We start from the raw sequence: 20,891 nt of genomic DNA, 5'->3' as shown, positions 1-20,891 counted from the left end.
AATAGTTCTTTATTTGAATTTCATTTAAACAAATTAAGTTTTCTAAATATAATTTTCTTCATTACGAGAAATTATATTCATTATTTCATTAGCACAACCCTGATCAATAACTAGAACACTTTTTTTTCTTCCTCGTTCTACCGAGATAATAGCTTCACTCTTTTGCTTTCCTCCAGCTATTGCAATTAAATGTTCAATTTTTTCAAGATCTTCTCCTTGAATACCGATTGTAGGGGTGCAATATACTGTGCTACCATTTTTGTTGAAGTAAATTCCAAATGCTTCTCCAACAGCACCTAAATTATGTAATTGTTCAATTGTTTCTGCTTCCAATTCTCTTCTTTTTGCCATTTCATCTGCTCTACCGATTCCATAAACCAGTATATCTGTTTCTCTTATTTTTTCAATTGTTTCACATATACTTTTTTCTTTTAACATAGTTTCTAGAGCTATACCACTCATATTATCAGGTGCATATAGAAGTTTATAATTACCATTGAGCTTGTTGCTTAATTCTGCAGCTAGAGTATTAGATTGAATTTCAACCTTCTTCCCTATACCTCCTCTTGCTGGCAAAACAAGAATATCTTTATACTTAGTGTATATATCAAAATTATCAACAACAGCTTTAATACTATTTCCACCTGTAAGTGCTATGCTAATGTTATCATACATAATAGTTTTACAATAACTAGCAGCCGCTCTTCCCATCTCACCTAAAACCGATGGGTCTTCATCACAATCACCAGGAACTATTATTACTTTCTTTATGTTTAAATATTTCTGGATCATTTCTTCTTTTCCACTTAATCCTTCAATATCTTTTAACAAGTCTTTAAGTTCATTCAAAATACCTTTACCTTCTCGAGTGAGACACATTCCACTATTCTTCACAGAAATAAAATTCGATTTCTTCATTTGTTCAACTTCATTCCTTATGGTTCTCTCTCCAAGATTAGTTTCTTGAGCTAACATTCTTCTTCCGATAGGCTCATAGAAGTTTATTGTTTTTAGAATATTATACCTTCTATGGAGTAATTCAGGTAACTCCGGCAATATCTTATTTGCTAAATCTTGTAGATTCATAATGTAAACACCTTCTGGGACTTATTTTGTCCCCCTACTTAATTATTGTTCCCACTTATATTATAATACATTTTAGAATTATTTCAACGTTTTTTTGCAAAATATCTCTAAAACCTTTTTCTTTTACTCGTGCTAAGTATCCCCATCTCCTCTCTATACTTCGCTACAGTTCTTCTAGATATCTTAACCCCTTGCTCAAATAACATTTGCGAAATAATATTATCCGAGTATGGCTTCTTTTTATTTTCACCATTTATAATGTTTTTTATTATACTTTTTATTGATTTCGCTGAACTCTCTTCTTTATCATAATTACTTTTTAACGAAGCACTAAAAAGTTCTTTAATAGCAATTACACCCTTTGGTCCTTCCAAGTACTTATTTTTAACAGCTCTACTAATAGTAGATTCATGCAAGTTCAAATCTAAAGCAATTTCCTTTAAAATCATTGGTTTAAGATACATATCACCTTTTAAGAAGTATTCTTTTTGTTTTTCAACTATCTTCTCACTCACTTGATAGAGCGTACTTTTTCTTTGATCTATTCCCTTAATTATATTAAGAGCCTCACTTATTTTTTCCTTAACATATTTCTTTTCTTCACTCTTTGCATTTTCATTATTAATGATGTTCATATATAAATTATTTATTTGGAGATTTGGTGCATTTCTCTCATTCAATAATATAATTAACTCTCCATTTATATTTTTAATAAAAACATCAGGAGTTATGTATACTATCTTTTCACCAGTATAAAATCCTCTAGCAGGTTTAGGCTCAAGTTTTTTAATAATATCTCCTAAATCTTGAGCTTCTTTTATTTTAATTCCATATATTTGGGATAATTCTTTATATTTATTACTAGCGATTAAATCCAAATGTTTATCAATAATTTCAAAGAGCACTTCATTTGTATAATCTTTATCTTTCAACTGTATATTTAAACATTCTTTCAAATTTCTGGCACCTATACCTGTTGGCTCCATACTTTGGAGTGTTTTCACACATAACTCATACTCATTTTCTTTTATCTCAAAACTTTTTAACACATTTTCTACTTCAACATTTAAATATCCTTTTTCATCAATGTTATTTATTAAGTACTCTAAAATTTCATTATGTTCTTTAGAGAGATTTATATTTTTAAGTTGTGTTAATAAGAACTCATACAAACTCTCTTCCTTGCTAATAAAATTTAGTGGAGAAACATAATCATTATTGTAATCTATTCTTTCGTATTTATTCTTTTCATACTTTCCAAGTTCCTTTACAAATTCCACCAATTCTTCAGAATCCCTATTTTCCTTTTCCAACAAAGGATTTTCCTCTAATTTTTCTTCAATAAATTCTGTTAATTCCAAAGAAGAAAATTGCAATATATCTATAGATAATTTCATTTGTTGAGTTAATACCAATTTCTGTTCTTGTGAAATATTTAAATTAACATTCAAATCCATTAAAGCACCACCCATACCCTATGATTTAACATTCAAAAAACTCATACACTTACTCTAATATAAACATATTCTCTTCCTTTATTCAACACCGTATATCATTTCTCTTAAGAATCATTAAATTAATTATCGTGCAAAATCCTATGGGATAAAAAAAATCAAAAGAAATATAGAAAAAAGCCCAGCGAATGCTGAGCTTTTTTCTACATTTATTATCTTGATCCTTTTTCGTAAGGAACACCATCTGCACGAGGTGCTGTTGTTTTTCCAACAAGCCCTGACAATGCTAACATTGTAAGTACATAAGGTAAACTTGAATATATTTCAGTAGGTAAGTTCCATCCAAAACCTTGTGCTTTTATTTGGAATGCCTCAGCAAAACCAAATAATAGACACGCAAGCATTGTTCCTTTTGGCTTCCAGTTACCAAATATCATAGCAGCAAGAGCGATAAATCCTTTACCTGCTACCATTCCATTACTGTATATACCAGCAATACCAATTGAAAGTGCCGCTCCACCAAATCCAGCTAAAGCACCAGAGATAGCAACACATAAATATCTCATTGAATAAACGTTAATTCCTAATGTATCAGCTGCTTTTGGATGTTCTCCAACAGATCTGATTCTTAATCCTAATGGTGTCTTATAAATTATGAATGTAGATACTGCAACTAAAATAAGCGCAAATACAACAAACCAGTTTAATCCACCAACAAAGTCTCCTAGGTATTTTCCAATACCCGGTATTTTGTATAAACCACTAACTAACCATTTAGGTAAACCTGGAAGAGTAGCAACACTATCAGTCTGCCCTCCCTTATGGAATAACGTTTGAATCAAAAACGCACAAAGAGCAGATGCAAATAAGTTAATAGCTGTACCAGATATAACTTGATCTGCTTTAAGTGTTATACTTAAGAAAGCATGTAGTAATGATAAAACAGCACCTGCAACTATAGCACCAATTAGTCCAATCCATGGGCTTCCTGTTTTAAAAGTTACCCACACAGCGAAGAATGCACCAATCGTCATCATACCTTCAAGACCAATATTAACTACACCTGATCTTTCTGAGAATACCCCTCCTATACCAGCAAAAATCAGCGGAGTAGCCATTCTCAATGTAGCAGCTAATAGAGCAACAACAAATATTAAAATATTATCCATTTACAATTGCCCCCTTTTTCTTTCTTTTTCCAAGCCATCTATAAACGAAATCTATAGCAACGAAGATTATGATGATTGCTTGGATTAAAGAAATAATCTCCTTAGGGATTCCATTTAATTGTAAAGTTCTTGAACTTGCTCTTAATGCACCAAACAATAGTGCTGAAGCTATACAGGCTATTGGATTATTTTTTGCAAGCAACGCAACTGCGATACCATCAAATCCATATCCTGGTAAACTAACATAATCAGTTATATTATGAGCTGTACCTGCAACCTGCATTGCACCACCAATACCAGCAATCGCTCCTGAAAGAACCATTGAAAGAACAGTGTTCTTCGAAATGTTTATTCCACCATACTCAGATGCATGTGGATTAATTCCTACAGCTCTTAATTCGTATCCTATTGTTGTTTTCCAAAGAAGAATATATGCTAATATTGCAAATATTACTGCAATAGCGATACCCCAACTTCCTCTACTCAACTCTACCATAATTTTCGGCATTTGAGCACTAGCTTGAATATCATATGTTTTAGCAGCGTTAGGTATACCAAATGCAGTTCTTAGAACAACAAAGTTTATTAAATACAACGCTATATAGTTCATCATAATGGTGTTAACAACTTCATTAGCACCTATCTTAGCTTTTAAGTAACCTGGGATGGCAGCCCAAAGGCCTCCGAATACAATACCTGCTATTATCATTAAAGGTATATGAATTAACATTGGTAATCCAGGTATCATACCTACAAGAGCCGCTCCAATCATACCTAGTGCAAATTGTCCCTCAACTCCAATATTGAATAAGCCAGTTCTAAATGCCAATGAATGAGCTACCCCAGTAAATAATAATGGTGTAACATATATTAATGTGTCTAGCATTTTTTTAGTATTACCAAATGAACCTTTCCAAATATTATCAAATAAATCAACAAAAGCCTTAGGGTAATCTAAAAGTGAAAATTCAGGCTTTGCCCATATTACAAAGAATACTGCAACAAAAATTGAGATAAGAATTGATAATAGCGGAAACGCTAATGATTTAATATTATTCATTAAAGGAGATTCTTTTACTTCTTTTTTCTTATTGCTCATTTGATTTCACTCCTTTCGTTTCATCTAGTGTTCCACCAGCCATAAGTATTCCTAATTTTTGTTCATCAGCATCTTTTCTATCAAGAATACCTACTATCTGTCCATCATACATAACAGCTATTCTATCAGATAGTGCTAAAACTTCATCCAACTCTAATGAAACCAATAACACACCTTTTCCGTTATCTCTTTCTTGAACTAATCTTTTATGAATATATTCTATAGCTCCAACATCAAGACCTCTTGTAGGCTGTGCAGCAATTACCACATCAGGGTTTTTACTAATCTCTCTAGCTGCTATAAGTTTTTGTTGATTTCCTCCTGATAAAGCACCAACATGAACATCAATACTAGGTGTTCTAACATCAAATTCTTCAACTAATTTTCTACAGTGATCTTTTATTGCTTCATACTTCATTTTTATTCCATTAGAGAATTCCTTACGATGATATTTCCCTAATACAGAATTCTCAAACAATGAAAATTTAAGTATAAGTCCTCTTTTATGTCTATCTTCTGGAATATGTGCTAATCCTGAGTCTGATATTTCTCTAGGTGTCTTTCCAAAAATATCTTTTCCACTTAAAGTTATTTCACCTTTTACAGCCTTTCTAAGACCTGTAAGAACTTCAATTAATTCGGATTGACCATTTCCATCAACCCCAGCTATTCCTAGTATTTCACCACTACGCACTTCTAAACTTAGTTTTTCAACAGCAGCTATTCCTCTGTGATCGTTAGCAGTAACATCTTTTATCTTTAATATAGTATCTCCAACTTTAGCTTCCTTTTTCTCAACAACTAAGTTTACTTTTCTTCCTACCATTAATTCTGCAAGTTCATCAATATTAGTTTCTTTAGTATTAACTGTACCAGTTACTTTACCTCTTCTGATAATAGTAACTCTATCACTCATACTCATTACTTCTTTAAGCTTATGTGTAATTAATATTACTGATTTTCCTTCAGCCTCAAGATTATTTATGATTAGCCCTAACTCTTCAATCTCTTGAGGTGTTAATACTGCAGTAGGTTCGTCTAGAATTAAAATTTCTGCCCCTCTATATAGAGCTTTTAATATCTCAACCTTTTGTTGTTGACCAACTGATATATCTTCTATAATAGCATCAGGATCAATCTTGAATCCATATTTGTCAGCAAGAGCTTTAACCTCTTCTCTAGCTTTATCTAAATCTAATTTGATACCAGATTTTATCTCACTTCCAAGTATGATATTTTCAGTTACAGTAAAATTATGTACCAACATGAAATGCTGATGTACCATACCTACTCCTAACTTAATAGCATCATTAGGACTATTTAACTTAACTTCTTGGCCTTTAATTTTAATCTTACCTTTTTCAGGCTGATATAACCCATATAAAACGTTCATTAACGTTGTCTTACCCGCACCGTTCTCTCCAAGCAAAACATGGGTTTCACTCTTGCGCAAGTCAAAGTTTACGTTATCGTTGGCAATCGTCCCAGGGAATAGTTTTGTAATGCCAATCATCTCAATGACTTTTTCCATTATATTTCCTCCTCATTATATGTGATAACTTGCATAGTGAAGAAATAGCCAGATGCATTAAATACATCTAGCTACTATTATACCCTTTGATATTTAATGAAACAATGATAAATTTTTTTTAATTAAGTAAATTTTTAGAAAGTTTATAAATTTAATCTTATTTGAACTCTTTTAACTGTTCTACATTTTCAGGCACAACGATTTCGCCCTCAATAATAGCTTTCTTAGTCTCTTCAACTTTAGCTAAAATTTCCTCAGAAACGTGTTCTTTGCTTGATGCAGCAATTCCAACACCTTCTTCTTTTAATCCAAGAGCTGTAACCTGTCCACCTTTGAACTCTCCATTAGCTACATCGTTAACTACAGAGAAAGTAGCAGTGTCAACTCTTTTAATCATAGAAGTTAAGATAACATCTTTGTACTCAGGTAATGAAACAGCTTGGTCCATATCAACACCGATAGCCCATACATCTTTACCAGCTTCTCTTAACTCAGCAGTAGCTTTGAATAAACCAATTCCTACTCCACCAGCAGCATGATAAATAATATCGCATCCTTCATCATAAAGAGCTTTAGCTAACTCATAACCTTTGTTTACATCACCAAAGCTATCAGCATATTTAACAGCATCTCTGCTAACTAAATCTTTACCTGCTTCTGGGTTAACACTCATAACACCAGCTGCAAATCCAAATTCGAATCTATTTATTAATGGGAAATCTTTTCCACCAATGAATCCAATATTATTTGTTTTAGTAGTTAAACCAGCGATAACTCCAACTAAGAAAGACCCTTCGTGCTCTTTGAATACGATTGAGTGAACGTTAGCAGGTTGAACCTCATAAGCATTGTCGATTATAGCAATTTTTGCATCTGCATACTTCTCAGACATACCAGAAACAGCGTCAGCCATTTGGAATCCTACAGCAAATACAACATCTTTACCATCATCAATTAAAGCTTCTAAGTTCTCAGCGTAATCTTCTTTACTTTGAGACTCAATGTAGTTGTACTTTACATTTAGAGTTTCTCCTGCTCTGTGAATTCCCTCGTCAGCTGATTGGTTAAATGACTTGTCATTTACTCCACCTTCGTCAGTAGCAAGACCAACTTTGATCTCCTCACCTTTCTCTTCAACCTTTGTGTTATTCTTTGCATTATTGTTTGCAGCATTATTTTCAGTGTTTTTCTTTCCACATCCAACGAATCCCGCAGCTACCATAGTGATAGCTAAAGTCATTGCAACAAGTTTTTTATTAAACATGTTTTTCCCTCCTGATTTTTATAATCTTTACCACACTAAATTAATATTCTATAAAAACTAATAAATTCCTTCTTTATTTTTAAATTTTTATTAATTATTTTAATTTTTGTTACAGAACCTAATTTGTGAATTTTCAGTATATTATAGCACATTTCTTCAATATTATACATGTATCGCTATTTATTGATTGTAAAAGTTAAATTATATAACATATTTATTTTTCATTTCAATATTCCCAAGTGTTTTTACTACAAAAAACGCACTTTTTTATAATAACGTTAGCATATTTAAGTAATAACGATGGCACATTTATTATTTAACATAATTAACACAACTAGCAAAAAAATAATGGACTTTTGCTACTTTTATCTTCAAATAGAAACTTGAATAAAAAAATACAATATTATATACATAGATATAATGAGTAAAATTACCTTGTTCTAAATAACGATAAGATGTAGTTTCTGCCAAAACAGAAACATAACTCATTATACATTATCAATTCTCCATTAAAAAAACACACAAGTTCCCTTGTGTGTTTTTAATATACTATCCTTGAATAAATTCAGCTTCTTTTAAAGCTTCAATAGCTTTTTCACCATCAGCTTCATTTACAAGAATTACTGGTCCAGTACATCCCATTCCACTTTCAGAATAGATATCTTTCTTCCAAAGAGCTTTACAAGCATCTTCTAAATCCAGAATATCAACACCTGCTATTGAGAATGTTACAACTTTCTTAGGTGGCATTTTAACTTCTTCTTCAGCAGCAGCTGGCTTCTGCTTATCTAGAAGTTTTTGAATCAAACCATCTAATCCAGATTTTTTAGCCTTCTTAAATTCATCTCTTGCAACATCTAAAACATTACCCTTTGCACAGTCAGCACAATATTTTATAGCTTCAGCTATTAACGGTGCTCCTGATGCTCTAGATACAATATTTATAAGCTTATCGTAGTCTTTACCAACACCTGGTCCGTATCCAGCACCAACTGTTTCGTAGCTTCCACCTGTTGAGAATGAAGATAACATTTTAACCATTATGTTTCCTGTTAATGAATCACAAACCATTACATCTGGTGTACCGAATAATAAGTCATTTCCTCTTAATACACATCCACCGTCAGCTCTTAATGATTCTGCGAAATCTATCTCATATCCACCATCTTTAAGATCTTTAAGTATTCTTTCAACTTGTCTAGCACCTTCAATATTCAAGATACCAATTTTAGGATTTTTAATACCATTTGATTTAGCTACCGCTAAACCAGAAATAGCATTCATAACCATACCTTCTACTCTGTTAAGTGAAGCAGTTCCAGTAGTAGTAGCTAAGATCATCTCTTTTCCTCTTGCTGGAGTTACAACTTTACCTACTGTAGAAACTCCGATTGGGAAATCAAAGTGTTGAGTAACACATCCTTGAATTTCGCCCTTTTCAAGCATAGAAGTCATTAATTTATGACCTTCTTCTGCATTTTCAACTTCTATAAGTTCTAGGTCAGTTTCAACTTTTGAACCTATTAACACGATATTAAAGTCCTTGTATTTAGATGCTGCTAATTCAGCTGCATTAACCATCTCTTCAATTCCATGTTCAGAACCTAAAATTGTTAAACCGATTTTAACTTTTTTACCGAATGATCCACTTTTTACACCTTCAGCTATATCACTGAATACTTCTGCGATCATTGCTTTAGTTTTCTCTTGGCTCATGATATACACCTCTTTTCCTAGCTATATTAGTTTTCCATAAGAAAAGTAGCAAAGTCTTTCATTGCATCCGCAACCATAGATTTAACTTCTTCTTTGCTTATTCCAGCTTCCTCAGCTACAGCACCTGGATTCTTCTCAACTAGCATAGATACTCCGTCGAAAAGATTAGTCATTCTTCCTAAGAATAAACTTCCTTTACCAATTATCATGTAGTTATCTAATTCACCTGATACTATTTTTTCATTACCGTGTCCACAGATTGGTACTCCTGATGGAATATGACCTTGTGTAGGAGCAAATCCTTCATATCCGTGTTTAGTAATAAATTCTTTTAATTCTTTTCTATCTAATTGTCCGTTTTTAACAGCTAATGCACCAATCATTTTATAGTTCTGTGTAGGTACATCTCCAGCTCCAGCTGGTGCTGTAATTTCAGATGTTTGCATTTCTGGTGAGTATTTATTAACGTCAGTGATCTTCATATCCATAGCTTTTAATGGATTTAATACAAGTGCTTCTAAAACAGCTTGTGGTGAAGAACCATGTCCAACAGTATGTCTTCCAACTGCGTCAGTTCTAACTATTGGGTTAATACCGTCATTTTCAGATATTAATAATGCAAATCCACCAAGACAATCTTCCATAACTGGCATTTCTTTTCCAATATGAGATTTAGCATTCATTCCTAATTTAGCAGTACATCCACCAGCAACTATCATAACATGCTTGAATGTTCCAGCTTTTACCAAGCTAGAAGCATTTAATAATGCGTGAGCTGGAGCAGCACAGAATCCTCTTACATCACTACCGTTAGCTGCATTTAATCCAACAACTTCTGCGATAGATTTAGCCATGTTTCCTCCACCTCTTTGGTTCATATCACCAATAGCAGTTTCAGAACATTCTATAACATATCCGATTTCTTCAACTGGAACATCTAATCCATCTAATAAGTGAGCAGCAGCAAGTACGCCTGAAGCTTTACAAGCTATATTCTCTAAGATAAATTCAGCGTTTAAGTTTTCATCAATATCGTGAGCTCTTCTAACACAACCGATTAACTCGCCATTGCTGTATAGTCCTTCAGCGCCTTTGTTCTCAATTAAATCTTTGATTTTAGAAATTTCTTCACCTTCACCTAATTCAGAAACTTTACCTTTGAAGATCTTATGTTCTTCTAATTTTGCTTTAATAGCACTTAAGTAGTCATTTTCTAAAAGAACTAAGTCAAATACATCACATATTTTCATTAATCCGTAGAATTCGTCTTGTGGCATTATTTCTCCGAATTTACCGAATCTTTTAGCCCCTTCAACATTCTTATCGAACCAAGGTTTTGGAGTAGCAGCTAACTCATCTGGAGTCATGTTACCAATATAAACTTGGTTTGGTGCGTATCCTACAACACCTTCATAATTTTTAATGTGATCCTTAAGAGTTTTTAAGTACTCTGAATCTGGATTTGTTATTCTCTCTGTCATTTGTGTAGTTCCATTATGGATGATCATATCTGGAGTATTCACAAGAACATAAGAAGATTTCTTTATTACTGCGTAACTCATATTAACTTCCTCCTTAAAATCTTAATACGTTAAAATTTTTAGTAGTTTATGTAAAAAAGATATATCTATTTGATTTATCCCCTTTACGCAAATTACTGTAATATAATTGTGAGAGGAACGTCTTCCTCTCACATATTATACGGAACGTCTTCCAATTTTATTTTACTCGAATACTACCTGACCATCTACTTCAGTTACTAAAGATTCAAGTGCTTTTTCAGTCAACTTTTCTCTTATAGCGTATTCTTCTTTTTCAGTTAATGATGGATCTCCTAATGGATAAGGAATTGCAATTGTTGGAATGATTCTGTTAGCTCCAACAGTAAGAGATACTGGAGTAATAGTACACATGTGTGTAACTGGAATTCCTGCTCTCTCGATTTCTTTAACTAACGTTGCTCCGCAACGTGTACAAGTTCCTCACGTAGAAGTTAAGATTACAGCATCAACACCATCAGCTAATAATTCCTTAGCTGTGTCTTCTCCGAACTTCTTAGTTGAAGCAACAGCAGTACCGTTACCAACAGTTGAATAGAAGTATCTGTGAAGTGATCCGATTTTTCCTTCTTTCTCCATGTTTCTTAATACATCTACAGGTATAACTCTATCCGGATCTTGATTAGCATATACAGGGTCATGACCACCGTGAGCTGTTTCAAATTCTCCTTCTTTTAAGTCCATGATACCTTCGATATCATATTTACCAATTTTAGATGCACTTGAAGATTCTATGTGATCTGGGTTTCCAGCAGGAACAATTCCTCCAGAAGTTACAATAGCAATTTTAGCTTTTGTAATGTCTTTGATTGCAGCACATGGTTCAACTCTATCAAAGTCTGGCATTGGGAACTCAGTAGTGAATTCTTCACCTTTAAGCTTTTTAACAAGCATGTTTACTGCTCTCTTAGCTCCTCTTTCATCAGCAAAGAAGTTCTTTCTGATTCCTCTAGCAATATATCCATCTTCGTCTGGAGTAACAGCTTCACCTTTAACTAATTTAGCAGCTAATTTAGCCATTCCTGGAAGAGCTTTTCTCATACCAGCAGCACTGTTACCAGTTTCGTAAACATAAGTAAATTTCTTGTACATGTCTGAACCCGGGTTCTCTTTGTACATTGCAGTCATTGCAGGAATTCCTAGAACCTCTTTAACACCTTTACATACAGCACCACAAGCAACACCGTATCTACCAGCGTTAAATGCAGGACCAGCGATTACCATATCAGGCTCGAATCCTTTAATTAAATCTAATACTTTTGGAAGTGCTTCTTCCATGTTCTCACCGAAGTAAGAATCTCCACATATTACTGTAGCAACAATCTCCATTTCTTCACCTTGAGCTTTGAATGCACCGTTTAATCCCATACCAGGACCAACGAATCCTTCTCTCACCTCAGGTTCAATGTGAGCCATCTCTTCTCCACCGATACCAGCGTAGAATTGATTTATATAATGAACTACTTTAATCATAGCTATTCCTCCTATCTTTGGAATGTGTTTATTGTATTATAGTGAATATTTAGCGAACTCTTTTCTTACAGATTTAAGTTCATTAACGATTTCGTCAATATCTAATACCATTTCCATCATTCCACATTGCTCATCGTAAACACCAGCATCTGCTGCTTCTTTAATCTCATCTTCAACAACATGATAAACAGATAATCCTAAAGCAACTCCTGCTAAAGGTCCTGCGAAAGTTGGGTCTCCAGCTGAAACAGTTTCAGCAGATAATCCAGCAGACTCACCTTCTGCTCCACCGATAACTACTACTACGTTTTCTGCTCCATGCTTTTCAGTTAAATCTTTAACTCTTTGTTGGATCTCCAGATCCATTGCACCTGCAGCTGTTCAGACAAAACACTCTGTTGATGCAAATAAAACTTCAGCTCCTGCAGATTCACATACAGCTTGAATAGCTGGACCTGGTATACCATCTCTATCTCCGATTGCAATAATCTTCTTATCTTTTAACATTGATAATACCTCCATTTATAAGTTTTATATATATATTTAACAGTTCTAATTTCTGATTTTCTTAGTTTAGAAACCTTTTGCAGTTAAGTAATGGAATCCTACTTCACTTGTAGCACCAGTAATAACCTGAATTTCTGCTTCAATTGAACCATCTGCTCTTAATGATTCGTGGTTAGCTCCAGCAATAATATTAGCTGCTTCAGCATGACCTATGATTTTATCCATCTTAGGTAATACAATTACTTCATTAGCATTACCGTTAGTTACAACAGCATCAGCTTTTGGAGTAGAGTCCGCTAATGATTGAGAACTTCCATCTTGACCAGCATACTCATCTGTAAGTAAAACAGTTTTGATTCCCTTATCAGTGATTTTGTTACAGTTCATAACTAAGTCAGCATCCGGATTACCGAATCCTTCTTCAGAAACTACTGCAGCGTCTGCTCCTAAGAATTCAAGAGTTTTAGCTACCCAATCAGATGATCTTTGCTTATCAGCAAGATATACATTCTCATTAGTAACAATACATCCGATAAAGTTGATGTCTTTTCCGTGTCTTCCGTATAACTCTTCAATTACTGGTTGGTTCATGTGTACGTATGTTGGGTTTTTATCACATGCTGATACACAGTTACCACTTACAACCGCACCATCAAATGGCTCTGTTGGATACATGATTGTTGGAATGATTTTCTTACCATCAACTCCATAAACGTAAGTGTCATGTAAAAGACCTTGTGTTTGGATCATGTATACATAAACTACCTTAGGTAGATCTGGATACTGCTTAACTTGCTCTAAAATAGGTAAAGTTTCAAATGTTTTAACTTCGTTAGGCTCAACATTTTTACCTGCTTTTCCAAGGTATGTAGCCGCTTTAAATCCAATCATTCTAATTGCATCTTCATGATTGTGTTGATCGATTCCCTCTTTAGGCTCTGCTTTGATAACTAAGTTATTAGTTTTTGAGAAAGGTGTGTATTTAGCTCCCTCTCCTGTCATATCAATGATACCCTCTTGGAAACCAACGATTTTTCCTGTTGTTACTACTGCTGCCCCTTTAAGAACGTGTGTTCTACCAGAACCTACTGTGTCAACTTTGCTGATGAATCCAGGGAATATTCCACCGTTTCCTTCAACCTTAACTCTTGGCTCAACTACATCCTTTACAGGTATTATTCTTACACTTTCACCTGGTCTAGCTATATCGAAATCAATGCTTTCGACTCTTTCATCTCCACCGATTTCAGCTAGAAGCTCTTCTTTATTAACAAAAAGAACTCCATTTTCAACCTTTGTTTCAGCGCCAAACTGAATATCTTGAATAAATATATTACCAATCTCTAGACGCATAAAGGTCCACCTCCTAGAATTATACTCATTGTTTGCTCATATTTTAAATTCAAAAGAACTTTGTCTCTTGAAAATTTAACTATAGTTTTTCGTAGTACTCTTTAATAAATCCTTCAACATCAGCTAAGTTTGTGATTTTATCTGGAGTTATAACTGCATCTCTTTCTCCATTTTTGTATATGATCATTGTTGGAAGTCCTAGAACTTTTTGCTTTATAGCAAGTCTTCTAGCTCCTGAAATATTTAAGCTTGCAAATTTGATCTTGTCACCATATTTCTCAGCTAATTCGTGAACTCCAGGCATAAGTTGTTTACAGATCTCACACTTATCTCCCCAAAAGTCAACAAATACAGGCATTTCTGATTCTAAAACCTCAGTATCAAATATCTCTTTATTATCTTTTCCGATTTCTAACATCATTACTACCTCCTATATATTATATATATGATATTTTATTATTAACATTTTAAAAATTCTTACTCTTATTAGTGATTAGAAACGTAATGTTCTGATTGAGTTGATGCAATAGCTCCATCTGCACACGCTGTGATTACTTGTCTTAATGTCTTTTCTCTTACGTCACCAGCTACAAATACTCCAGGGATGTTAGTTCTCATCTCAGTATCTGACATAATTTCGCCTCTTTCATTCATTTCAACTTTGCCCTCAAATAACTTTGAGTTTGGAACAAATCCAACAAATACAAAACATCCTTGAACTTCTAGCTCAGACTCTTCACCAGTTTTCTTGTTCTTTAATTTTAATCCACCAATAATTCCATCATCATCAATAGCTTCGTCAACAACAGTATCCCAAATAATATCTATCTTATCATTAGCGAAAACTCTCTCTTGAACTGCTTTGTTAGCTCTAAATTCATCTCTTCTGTGGATTACTGTTACTTTTTCAGCGAACTTAGTTAAGTATAACGCCTCATCTAAAGCTGAATCTCCTCCACCTACAACTGCAACATCTAGCTCTGTAAAGAAGTCAGCATCACAAGTTGCACAATAAGATATTCCTTTACCTCTAAGTTCAATCTCATTTTTGAATCCACCTAATCTTGGGTTAGCTCCAGTAGCAATTATGATTGTTTTACCTTGATACTCACCATTTCTACCAACTAGTGTCTTAACATCACCTTCAAGTGTCATATCAACTATTTCATCTTTAATGAATTCTGCTCCAAACTCTTCTGCTTGGCTTCTCATTCTTTCAATAAGTTCTGTAGTTCCACCTTCAATAGCTCCTGGGTAGTTCTCCATTTCTGAAGTAGTAGCTGCTTGTCCGCCGTACTTAGCTCTCTCTAATACTAATGTATTCATTCTTGCTCTTCCACCGTATAGAGCTGCAGCTAATCCAGCTGGTCCACCACCAATAATAATATTATCATAAATATGTGACATGGTTTCTGCCTCCTTTTTTTTTTTAATTCAATGCATGATTAATTAAATCATAATCTATAACTTGAAAATCATATTTCACTGCTTCAGTATATTCTGGAATAGGCTTCATGCTTAAGAACTTTTCTAAAGTTGCAATACTGCCTTCCATCAATGTCAATGACTCCATATCGCACTTAGCGCATTTTTCATAAGAAACACATATTGTTCTATATGGTGTCATATTTGGTTTAACACTACTCATCAAAGGATGTGTTAAAAGTCTATGACCTAAATGAATCATATCTCTCACTTTTTTATATACTTCCCTAACATCCCCTTCAATATAAACACTCTCGTAACTTTTCTTAAAATTTTTAAAACTCAACGGGTTATTTGTTACAATTATAAGTTTTTCAATCATATTCTACTCCCATTTAATTTTTTTAAAATACTATACTAAATTATTATTATGTACTATTTTAATTTTTCTATGTTTTTTTGCATTAAAAAAAGACAATGCAAAAACTTATTAGCCTTTTGCCCTGTCTTGGTACCTGAGAGATTTACTCCGTCGGTGCTGTTTTACAGCTTTCCAGAGATATGTCCATACGTGGTTCCTTTGCCTGAGATTTTCATGTACGTTCGGCAAAACTTACATTTGTTCCTTCGGCTACTAAAATCTTTAGTTATCTCCCACATATATCATCCATAACATTTATTTTATTTTAATCGTGATTGTTGTCTCAATTGTTTTACAATTCGTATTATACAGTATCATAACAAACTTTTCTACATTTTTTTTTAGATTTTTGAATTTGTTTTTTCAATAGCATTCATTTTAAAATTTAGAAAACTAATCAAAAGACTAAAACCCGAATTTCATTTAAGAAAACCCAGATTTTAATCGTAATACAAATAGTAATTTTAATTAAAAACCCGTAATACTTTTCCTATTGTTTGCCCAGATTCCCGCTCTCCAAGCCACATAAATATCATAATCGGTCTCAAAAACTCAAATCACATCATTTTCCACAAAAACATCTATCATTTTCTATAATTCGCATTTTATCATTTTTTAAATCTAATTGATTTTACTTTTCATTTTAATACCGCTGTCATTTTTAGACACTTTTCTCTTTTTTTTGTGATTTATTTAACTAATTACAACCTTCTTACCTCAATCACTTTATTCCACAAACCATTTTTTTCTATTTCATCCCCGGAAAACCAAGTTGTCTTAGTGCTTCATATACAATAATATTTGCTGTATTAGATAAATTTAAGGATCTTGTAGTAGTTTCTACCATAGGAACTCTTATACAATTATCCTTATTGTTTTCTCTTATGTAATCAGGTAATCCACTTGATTCTCTTCCAAAAACTAAAAAATCGCCCTTTTCATATTGAACTTGCGTATAGTCCTTTTTCCCTTTAGTTGTACAGAAATAAAAATTAGACTCAGGGTATTTTGCTCTTAGATCCTCATAACTATCATGTTCTTCAATCTTTACATGTTTCCAATAATCTAACCCAGCTCTTCTTACTGCCTTTTCATTAATTTCAAAACCTAGTGGCTTGATAAGATGAAGTGTACAATTTGTTAAAACGCATGTTCTTCCTATAGCCCCTGTATTATGTGGTATTTCCGGTTGAAATAATACTATATTAATATTCATTGTCTCCTCCTAATTATATACAAAGAACAAAGAATAAAGAACAAAGAAATATATATATTTAAAAGTATCTTTGCTCAAAGTTTAATTGTTTCATTTGTATCGTGTTTTTATTTAGTTTCGTATCTCTCCCTATAATTATATACTTAAAGCCTCTTATATTAAATACTATTTTGAAAAACTTTCATGGTCTGTTACATGTTTTTAAATAATCCACTAATTAAATTTAGGTTCTGACCTAAGTCAGAACCTTTATTCTTTATTCTCTGTCCTTTTTTCTCATTTTTTTGTAGATAAATCTACCAAGTAGTTCATCTACAAAAATATCTTCTCAATTCCGTGAGCCACTCCATTTTCGTCATTACTTAAGGTTATAAAATCAGCATTCTCTTTAATTTCTTCTGTTCCATTTCCCATTGCTACACTTAAACCAGCATATTCCAACATTGAAACATCATTATTACTATCACCAAAAGCAACAATTTCATCTCTACTTATCCCATAGTGAGCAGCTAATATCCCTATTGAATTCCCTTTAGAAACCCCTTTTTTCATAACTTCAAAGTTTTTCTTATGGGAATACACAACTTCAATATTAGGATTTTCACTTAACTGGCTTCTTATTTTTCTTATTAAATCAACATCTTCACTCATTCCTACCGTTTTCATAATCTCATTTTCATTTACTTTTAATATCTCATCCCAATTTTTCACCATATTGAATTTAACTTTAAATCTTTCATCTTCTGTGGATTCATTATATTTCTGATAGAATATAGATGAATATGCCATTTTTTCAGTGTAAACTGTATCTCTTGAATAAAAGTGAGGATAAATATTATTTTTTTTCATTATTTCTAAAGCATACTTCCCATTTTCATAACCTAAATGACTTTCGTAAATTTCTTTTTCATCCTTATCGATTACCATAGCACCATTTGATGCTATTACATCCACTTTTTCACCTATTAAATTAGCAAAGTATTTTGCTGATATTAATAATCTACCTGTACAAACAGCAACAATCACTCCCTTATCTTTAATTTTTCTTAAGTATTCTTTATTTTTTTCACTTATTCTTTTATCCGTAGTTAGTAGTGTCCCATCCATATCAAGGCATATCATTTTATACTTCATTTTTTTCTCCTATCCATTATAGATATTTTAGTTCACGATTTTTTTCAAATTGCTTAAATATAATTTTAACCTAAGAGAATTTTTGACTCAAAGAATAAAGAATAGAGAACAAAGAACAATTAGGTGATTTGTTCTCTGTTCTTTTCTATTTGTTCTTTATATTCATTATTCCCCTAATACAACTCTAATAATTGTGTCCTTGAATATCCCTAAGTGACCTCTTACATATCTATTAATTTCTTTATAGTGAGCTTTAGATGAATATTCATTTTTTATTCCATATGATTCTTCATACCCCAATCTTACAATCTCTATCATAATATTTCTTAAATCTTCGTTTGATATTTTTTCTGAAAACTCGATTTCAGATTCACTAATCTCTTTTTTAATTTTGACCCTTTTCAGCCTTTTTAATGCATAATAATACATTTGAGATGGACTATTGCTTTTCATTACTGATACCCGTTTAAAAACATCATAGAGTAACTTTATCAGAATACCAATCAATAATAATTTAAAAAGAATATAGAAATTCTGATTACTCTTTTTTTCATTACTCTCTATATCATCAATATAACCTTGTCGCTTATCATTAATATTATCCATGTTCAATGCATTCATAGCATCTCGTTGTTCATATTCCTCATTTTCATTTGTTATCTCCTCTGTATCTTCATCTTCCGAATCTTCACTTGCAGTAGCTTCCACTACAATCCAAACATCATCTTCCGGATCAACTAATACTTCAATCCACGCATGTGCATTATCTGTTTTTACAAAATATCCACCATCAGAACGATCATTAACGTTTCCATATAAAGAATTAGTTTGATCAACTTTAAATCCCTCACAATATCTAGTTGGTATACCAGCGATTCTTCCCATAATTGCCATTGCAGTTGCGTAGTATGTGCAATATCCTTTTTTCTCTTCAAATAAAAAATAATCAACAAACTCAGCCCCCTCTGGAATTTCGCTAACATCCAAAGTATAGGGATAATTATTTTTTAAGTAAGCTCTAATTTTATTTATTTTTTCATATGGAGATGTTGCATCCTCAATCACTTCGTATGTTAGATTATAAACTCGATCAGTAATATTTGATGGTACCTCAAGATATTTTGCGTATTCCTCAAGTATAATAATATTATTAATCTGTGTCATCGTGTTTTTCTCTCTGTACTCCTCAGCTCCCATGAACTTTTTTTTGTACTCTTCTGTCATATTTTCACTTTTTATTATGTCAACAGGTATAGAATACTCAAACTCACCAGCTGACTCTAGTGGCATTTCAGAAAATATTTCTGATAATATAAGACCAGTTTTTTTGGATTTTAATTGGATTTTTTTAACCTGATACTTACCAATATCCTCATGTTCTTTCAGTATACTAGTACTGTTTTTATCATAATAAATTACATCCTTAATTAAATATTCTTCTGAAAACCCTGGACTAAAAACACTTTTTGTTTCAAATTTATTATCATATTTTATTTCAATTATTTCTGATTCTTTTTTCTCAAAATCCTTTAAAGTTTCGTTAATCCCCACATTATTTTTCACTTTTTTGTAAGAAGTAGAAGTATTAAACCAGTATTGTCCATCATAAGAGCTTTTACTGGATGATTTAAGGTATTTCACATTTCTCCCTTTTACCTCAATAATTTTCTTACTATGCTGTTTTATCTTTCCTCCTAATTTATTTTTACCATCTTTATTAGCATTAGAATATCTATATACATCTCTATACGATATTTTATCTAAACCTTTTATCGGTGCATATTCGTTATCAATAAAACTATGAACACCAAAAAACTCATTTCCATAGATTTTCGATGGCAATATTCTAACACAACCCCCTATAAGCACTGCCACCACAATCATCCAGACTATCAACGATATCTCGCCATCTTTCTTAAAATCTTTAAGTATTGGGATCATCTTTCCCATCATATAAATCACTATATTAACCATTAAAAATAAAATTAAGTGTTTTTTAACTATTTCCATACCATTTTGATACCACAGCATCATAGCAAAAAACAGATTAAAATAAATCAAACCATTCCGTTTTATATTAAAAGCCAAAGTTACTATACTTAAAGTAATTATGGCAGTAAAGAATAATAAAGTCCCACGAAATTCAGTATACTTAATAACTTCACTATAATAATATTTGTCATGGAGAATATGCAATTCTTCACTGAACCTAAGTATCCCACCTAGTATTTCACTCCCTTTGATAAATAAAGCTACTTCACACAAAAAAGCTAACATTACCACAGCAAGCATTTTCCATCTACTCTTAATTATTACACTCATAAATATTTGAATAAGAAATACAATTAAAATCCCTATTAGTAATTCATAATATACAATTTCTTGAACATTGTAATATTCAATATAGCAAACTCCCACCAGCGCTATATTGATAAATACCAATACCCCAAGAAAAGCTTCTAAATATCTTTTCATCGCGCTTCT

The 20,891-nt window shown here is 32.5% G+C and carries 17 protein-coding genes and 1 riboswitch; all 17 genes read right to left on the bottom strand.

Features of this window, described 5'->3' with window-relative positions; translation table 11 throughout:
• Positions 1–42: 42 nt before the first annotated feature.
• Entirely contained in the window at positions 43–1,086 is a 1,044-nt protein-coding gene (locus tag KDK92_RS11780) for a sugar-binding transcriptional regulator (RefSeq protein WP_250859454.1), read from the bottom strand.
• Positions 1,087–1,193: 107 nt separating this feature from the next.
• On the bottom strand, positions 1,194–2,543 hold the full coding sequence (rpoN, locus tag KDK92_RS11775; RefSeq protein ID WP_250859453.1) for an RNA polymerase factor sigma-54: 1,350 nt from the start codon (positions 2,541–2,543) through the stop codon (positions 1,194–1,196).
• A gap of 209 nt (positions 2,544–2,752) precedes the next feature.
• Positions 2,753–3,709, bottom strand: coding sequence for an ABC transporter permease (locus KDK92_RS11770; RefSeq protein ID WP_250859452.1), 957 nt, complete (start codon positions 3,707–3,709; stop codon positions 2,753–2,755).
• A complete protein-coding gene (locus KDK92_RS11765) occupies positions 3,702–4,808 on the bottom strand; it encodes an ABC transporter permease (RefSeq protein ID WP_250859451.1) in 1,107 nt (368 codons plus the stop codon). The genes KDK92_RS11770 and KDK92_RS11765 overlap by 8 nt, the downstream gene beginning before the upstream one ends.
• Positions 4,798–6,339 carry an ABC transporter ATP-binding protein gene (locus KDK92_RS11760; protein ID WP_250859450.1) on the bottom strand — a complete coding sequence of 514 codons (1,542 nt, stop codon included), beginning with the start codon at positions 6,337–6,339 and terminating at the stop codon, positions 4,798–4,800. Before KDK92_RS11760 ends, KDK92_RS11765 begins: the two co-directional genes overlap by 11 nt.
• 157 nt (positions 6,340–6,496) lie before the next feature.
• On the bottom strand, positions 6,497–7,603 hold the full coding sequence (locus KDK92_RS11755) for a BMP family lipoprotein (protein ID WP_250859449.1): 1,107 nt from the start codon (positions 7,601–7,603) through the stop codon (positions 6,497–6,499).
• A 549-nt stretch (positions 7,604–8,152) separates the two neighbouring features.
• Positions 8,153–9,319 (bottom strand): glycine/sarcosine/betaine reductase complex component C subunit alpha, encoded by a 1,167-nt coding sequence (grdD, locus tag KDK92_RS11750; protein ID WP_250859448.1) that lies wholly within the window; start codon positions 9,317–9,319, stop codon positions 8,153–8,155.
• A 26-nt stretch (positions 9,320–9,345) separates the two neighbouring features.
• Positions 9,346–10,881, bottom strand: a complete 1,536-nt coding sequence (gene grdC, locus KDK92_RS11745; protein WP_250859447.1) for a glycine/sarcosine/betaine reductase complex component C subunit beta — start codon at positions 10,879–10,881, stop codon at positions 9,346–9,348.
• Between the two features lie 162 nt (positions 10,882–11,043).
• A complete protein-coding gene (gene grdB / locus KDK92_RS11740; RefSeq protein ID WP_276575947.1) occupies positions 11,044–12,351 on the bottom strand; it encodes a glycine reductase complex selenoprotein B in 1,308 nt (435 codons plus the stop codon).
• Positions 12,352–12,387: 36 nt separating this feature from the next.
• Entirely contained in the window at positions 12,388–12,858 is a 471-nt protein-coding gene (grdA, locus tag KDK92_RS11735; protein WP_250859446.1) for a glycine/sarcosine/betaine reductase complex selenoprotein A, read from the bottom strand.
• 66 nt (positions 12,859–12,924) lie between these two features.
• On the bottom strand, positions 12,925–14,211 hold the full coding sequence (locus tag KDK92_RS11730; protein WP_250859445.1) for a glycine/sarcosine/betaine reductase component B subunit: 1,287 nt from the start codon (positions 14,209–14,211) through the stop codon (positions 12,925–12,927).
• Between the two features lie 79 nt (positions 14,212–14,290).
• Positions 14,291–14,629, bottom strand: a complete 339-nt coding sequence (locus KDK92_RS11725) for a thioredoxin family protein (protein WP_250859919.1) — start codon at positions 14,627–14,629, stop codon at positions 14,291–14,293.
• 68 nt (positions 14,630–14,697) lie between these two features.
• Positions 14,698–15,618, bottom strand: a complete 921-nt coding sequence (gene trxB / locus KDK92_RS11720) for a thioredoxin-disulfide reductase (RefSeq protein ID WP_250859444.1) — start codon at positions 15,616–15,618, stop codon at positions 14,698–14,700.
• A 22-nt stretch (positions 15,619–15,640) separates the two neighbouring features.
• Complete coding sequence (locus KDK92_RS11715; RefSeq protein WP_250859443.1) at positions 15,641–16,018, bottom strand: GrdX family protein; 378 nt, start codon at positions 16,016–16,018, stop codon at positions 15,641–15,643.
• A gap of 180 nt (positions 16,019–16,198) precedes the next feature.
• Positions 16,199–16,303: riboswitch (glycine riboswitch) on the bottom strand.
• A gap of 502 nt (positions 16,304–16,805) precedes the next feature.
• Positions 16,806–17,273, bottom strand: a complete 468-nt coding sequence (gene trmL, locus KDK92_RS11710; protein ID WP_250859442.1) for a tRNA (uridine(34)/cytosine(34)/5-carboxymethylaminomethyluridine(34)-2'-O)-methyltransferase TrmL — start codon at positions 17,271–17,273, stop codon at positions 16,806–16,808.
• Positions 17,274–17,585: 312 nt separating this feature from the next.
• Complete coding sequence (locus KDK92_RS11705; protein WP_250859441.1) at positions 17,586–18,407, bottom strand: Cof-type HAD-IIB family hydrolase; 822 nt, start codon at positions 18,405–18,407, stop codon at positions 17,586–17,588.
• 165 nt (positions 18,408–18,572) lie between these two features.
• The gene (locus KDK92_RS11700) at positions 18,573–20,882 is read right to left on the bottom strand and encodes a transglutaminase-like domain-containing protein (protein ID WP_250859440.1); all 2,310 of its coding nucleotides are present in this window, start codon (positions 20,880–20,882) and stop codon (positions 18,573–18,575) included.
• Positions 20,883–20,891 lie beyond the last annotated feature (9 nt).

This window comes from Oceanirhabdus seepicola (genome assembly GCF_023684385.1).
Classification (GTDB): Bacteria; Bacillota; Clostridia; order Clostridiales; family Clostridiaceae; genus Oceanirhabdus; species Oceanirhabdus seepicola.
The sequence above is the reverse complement of the archived record's forward strand: the minus strand, read 5'-3'. Positions and strand labels throughout refer to the sequence as shown.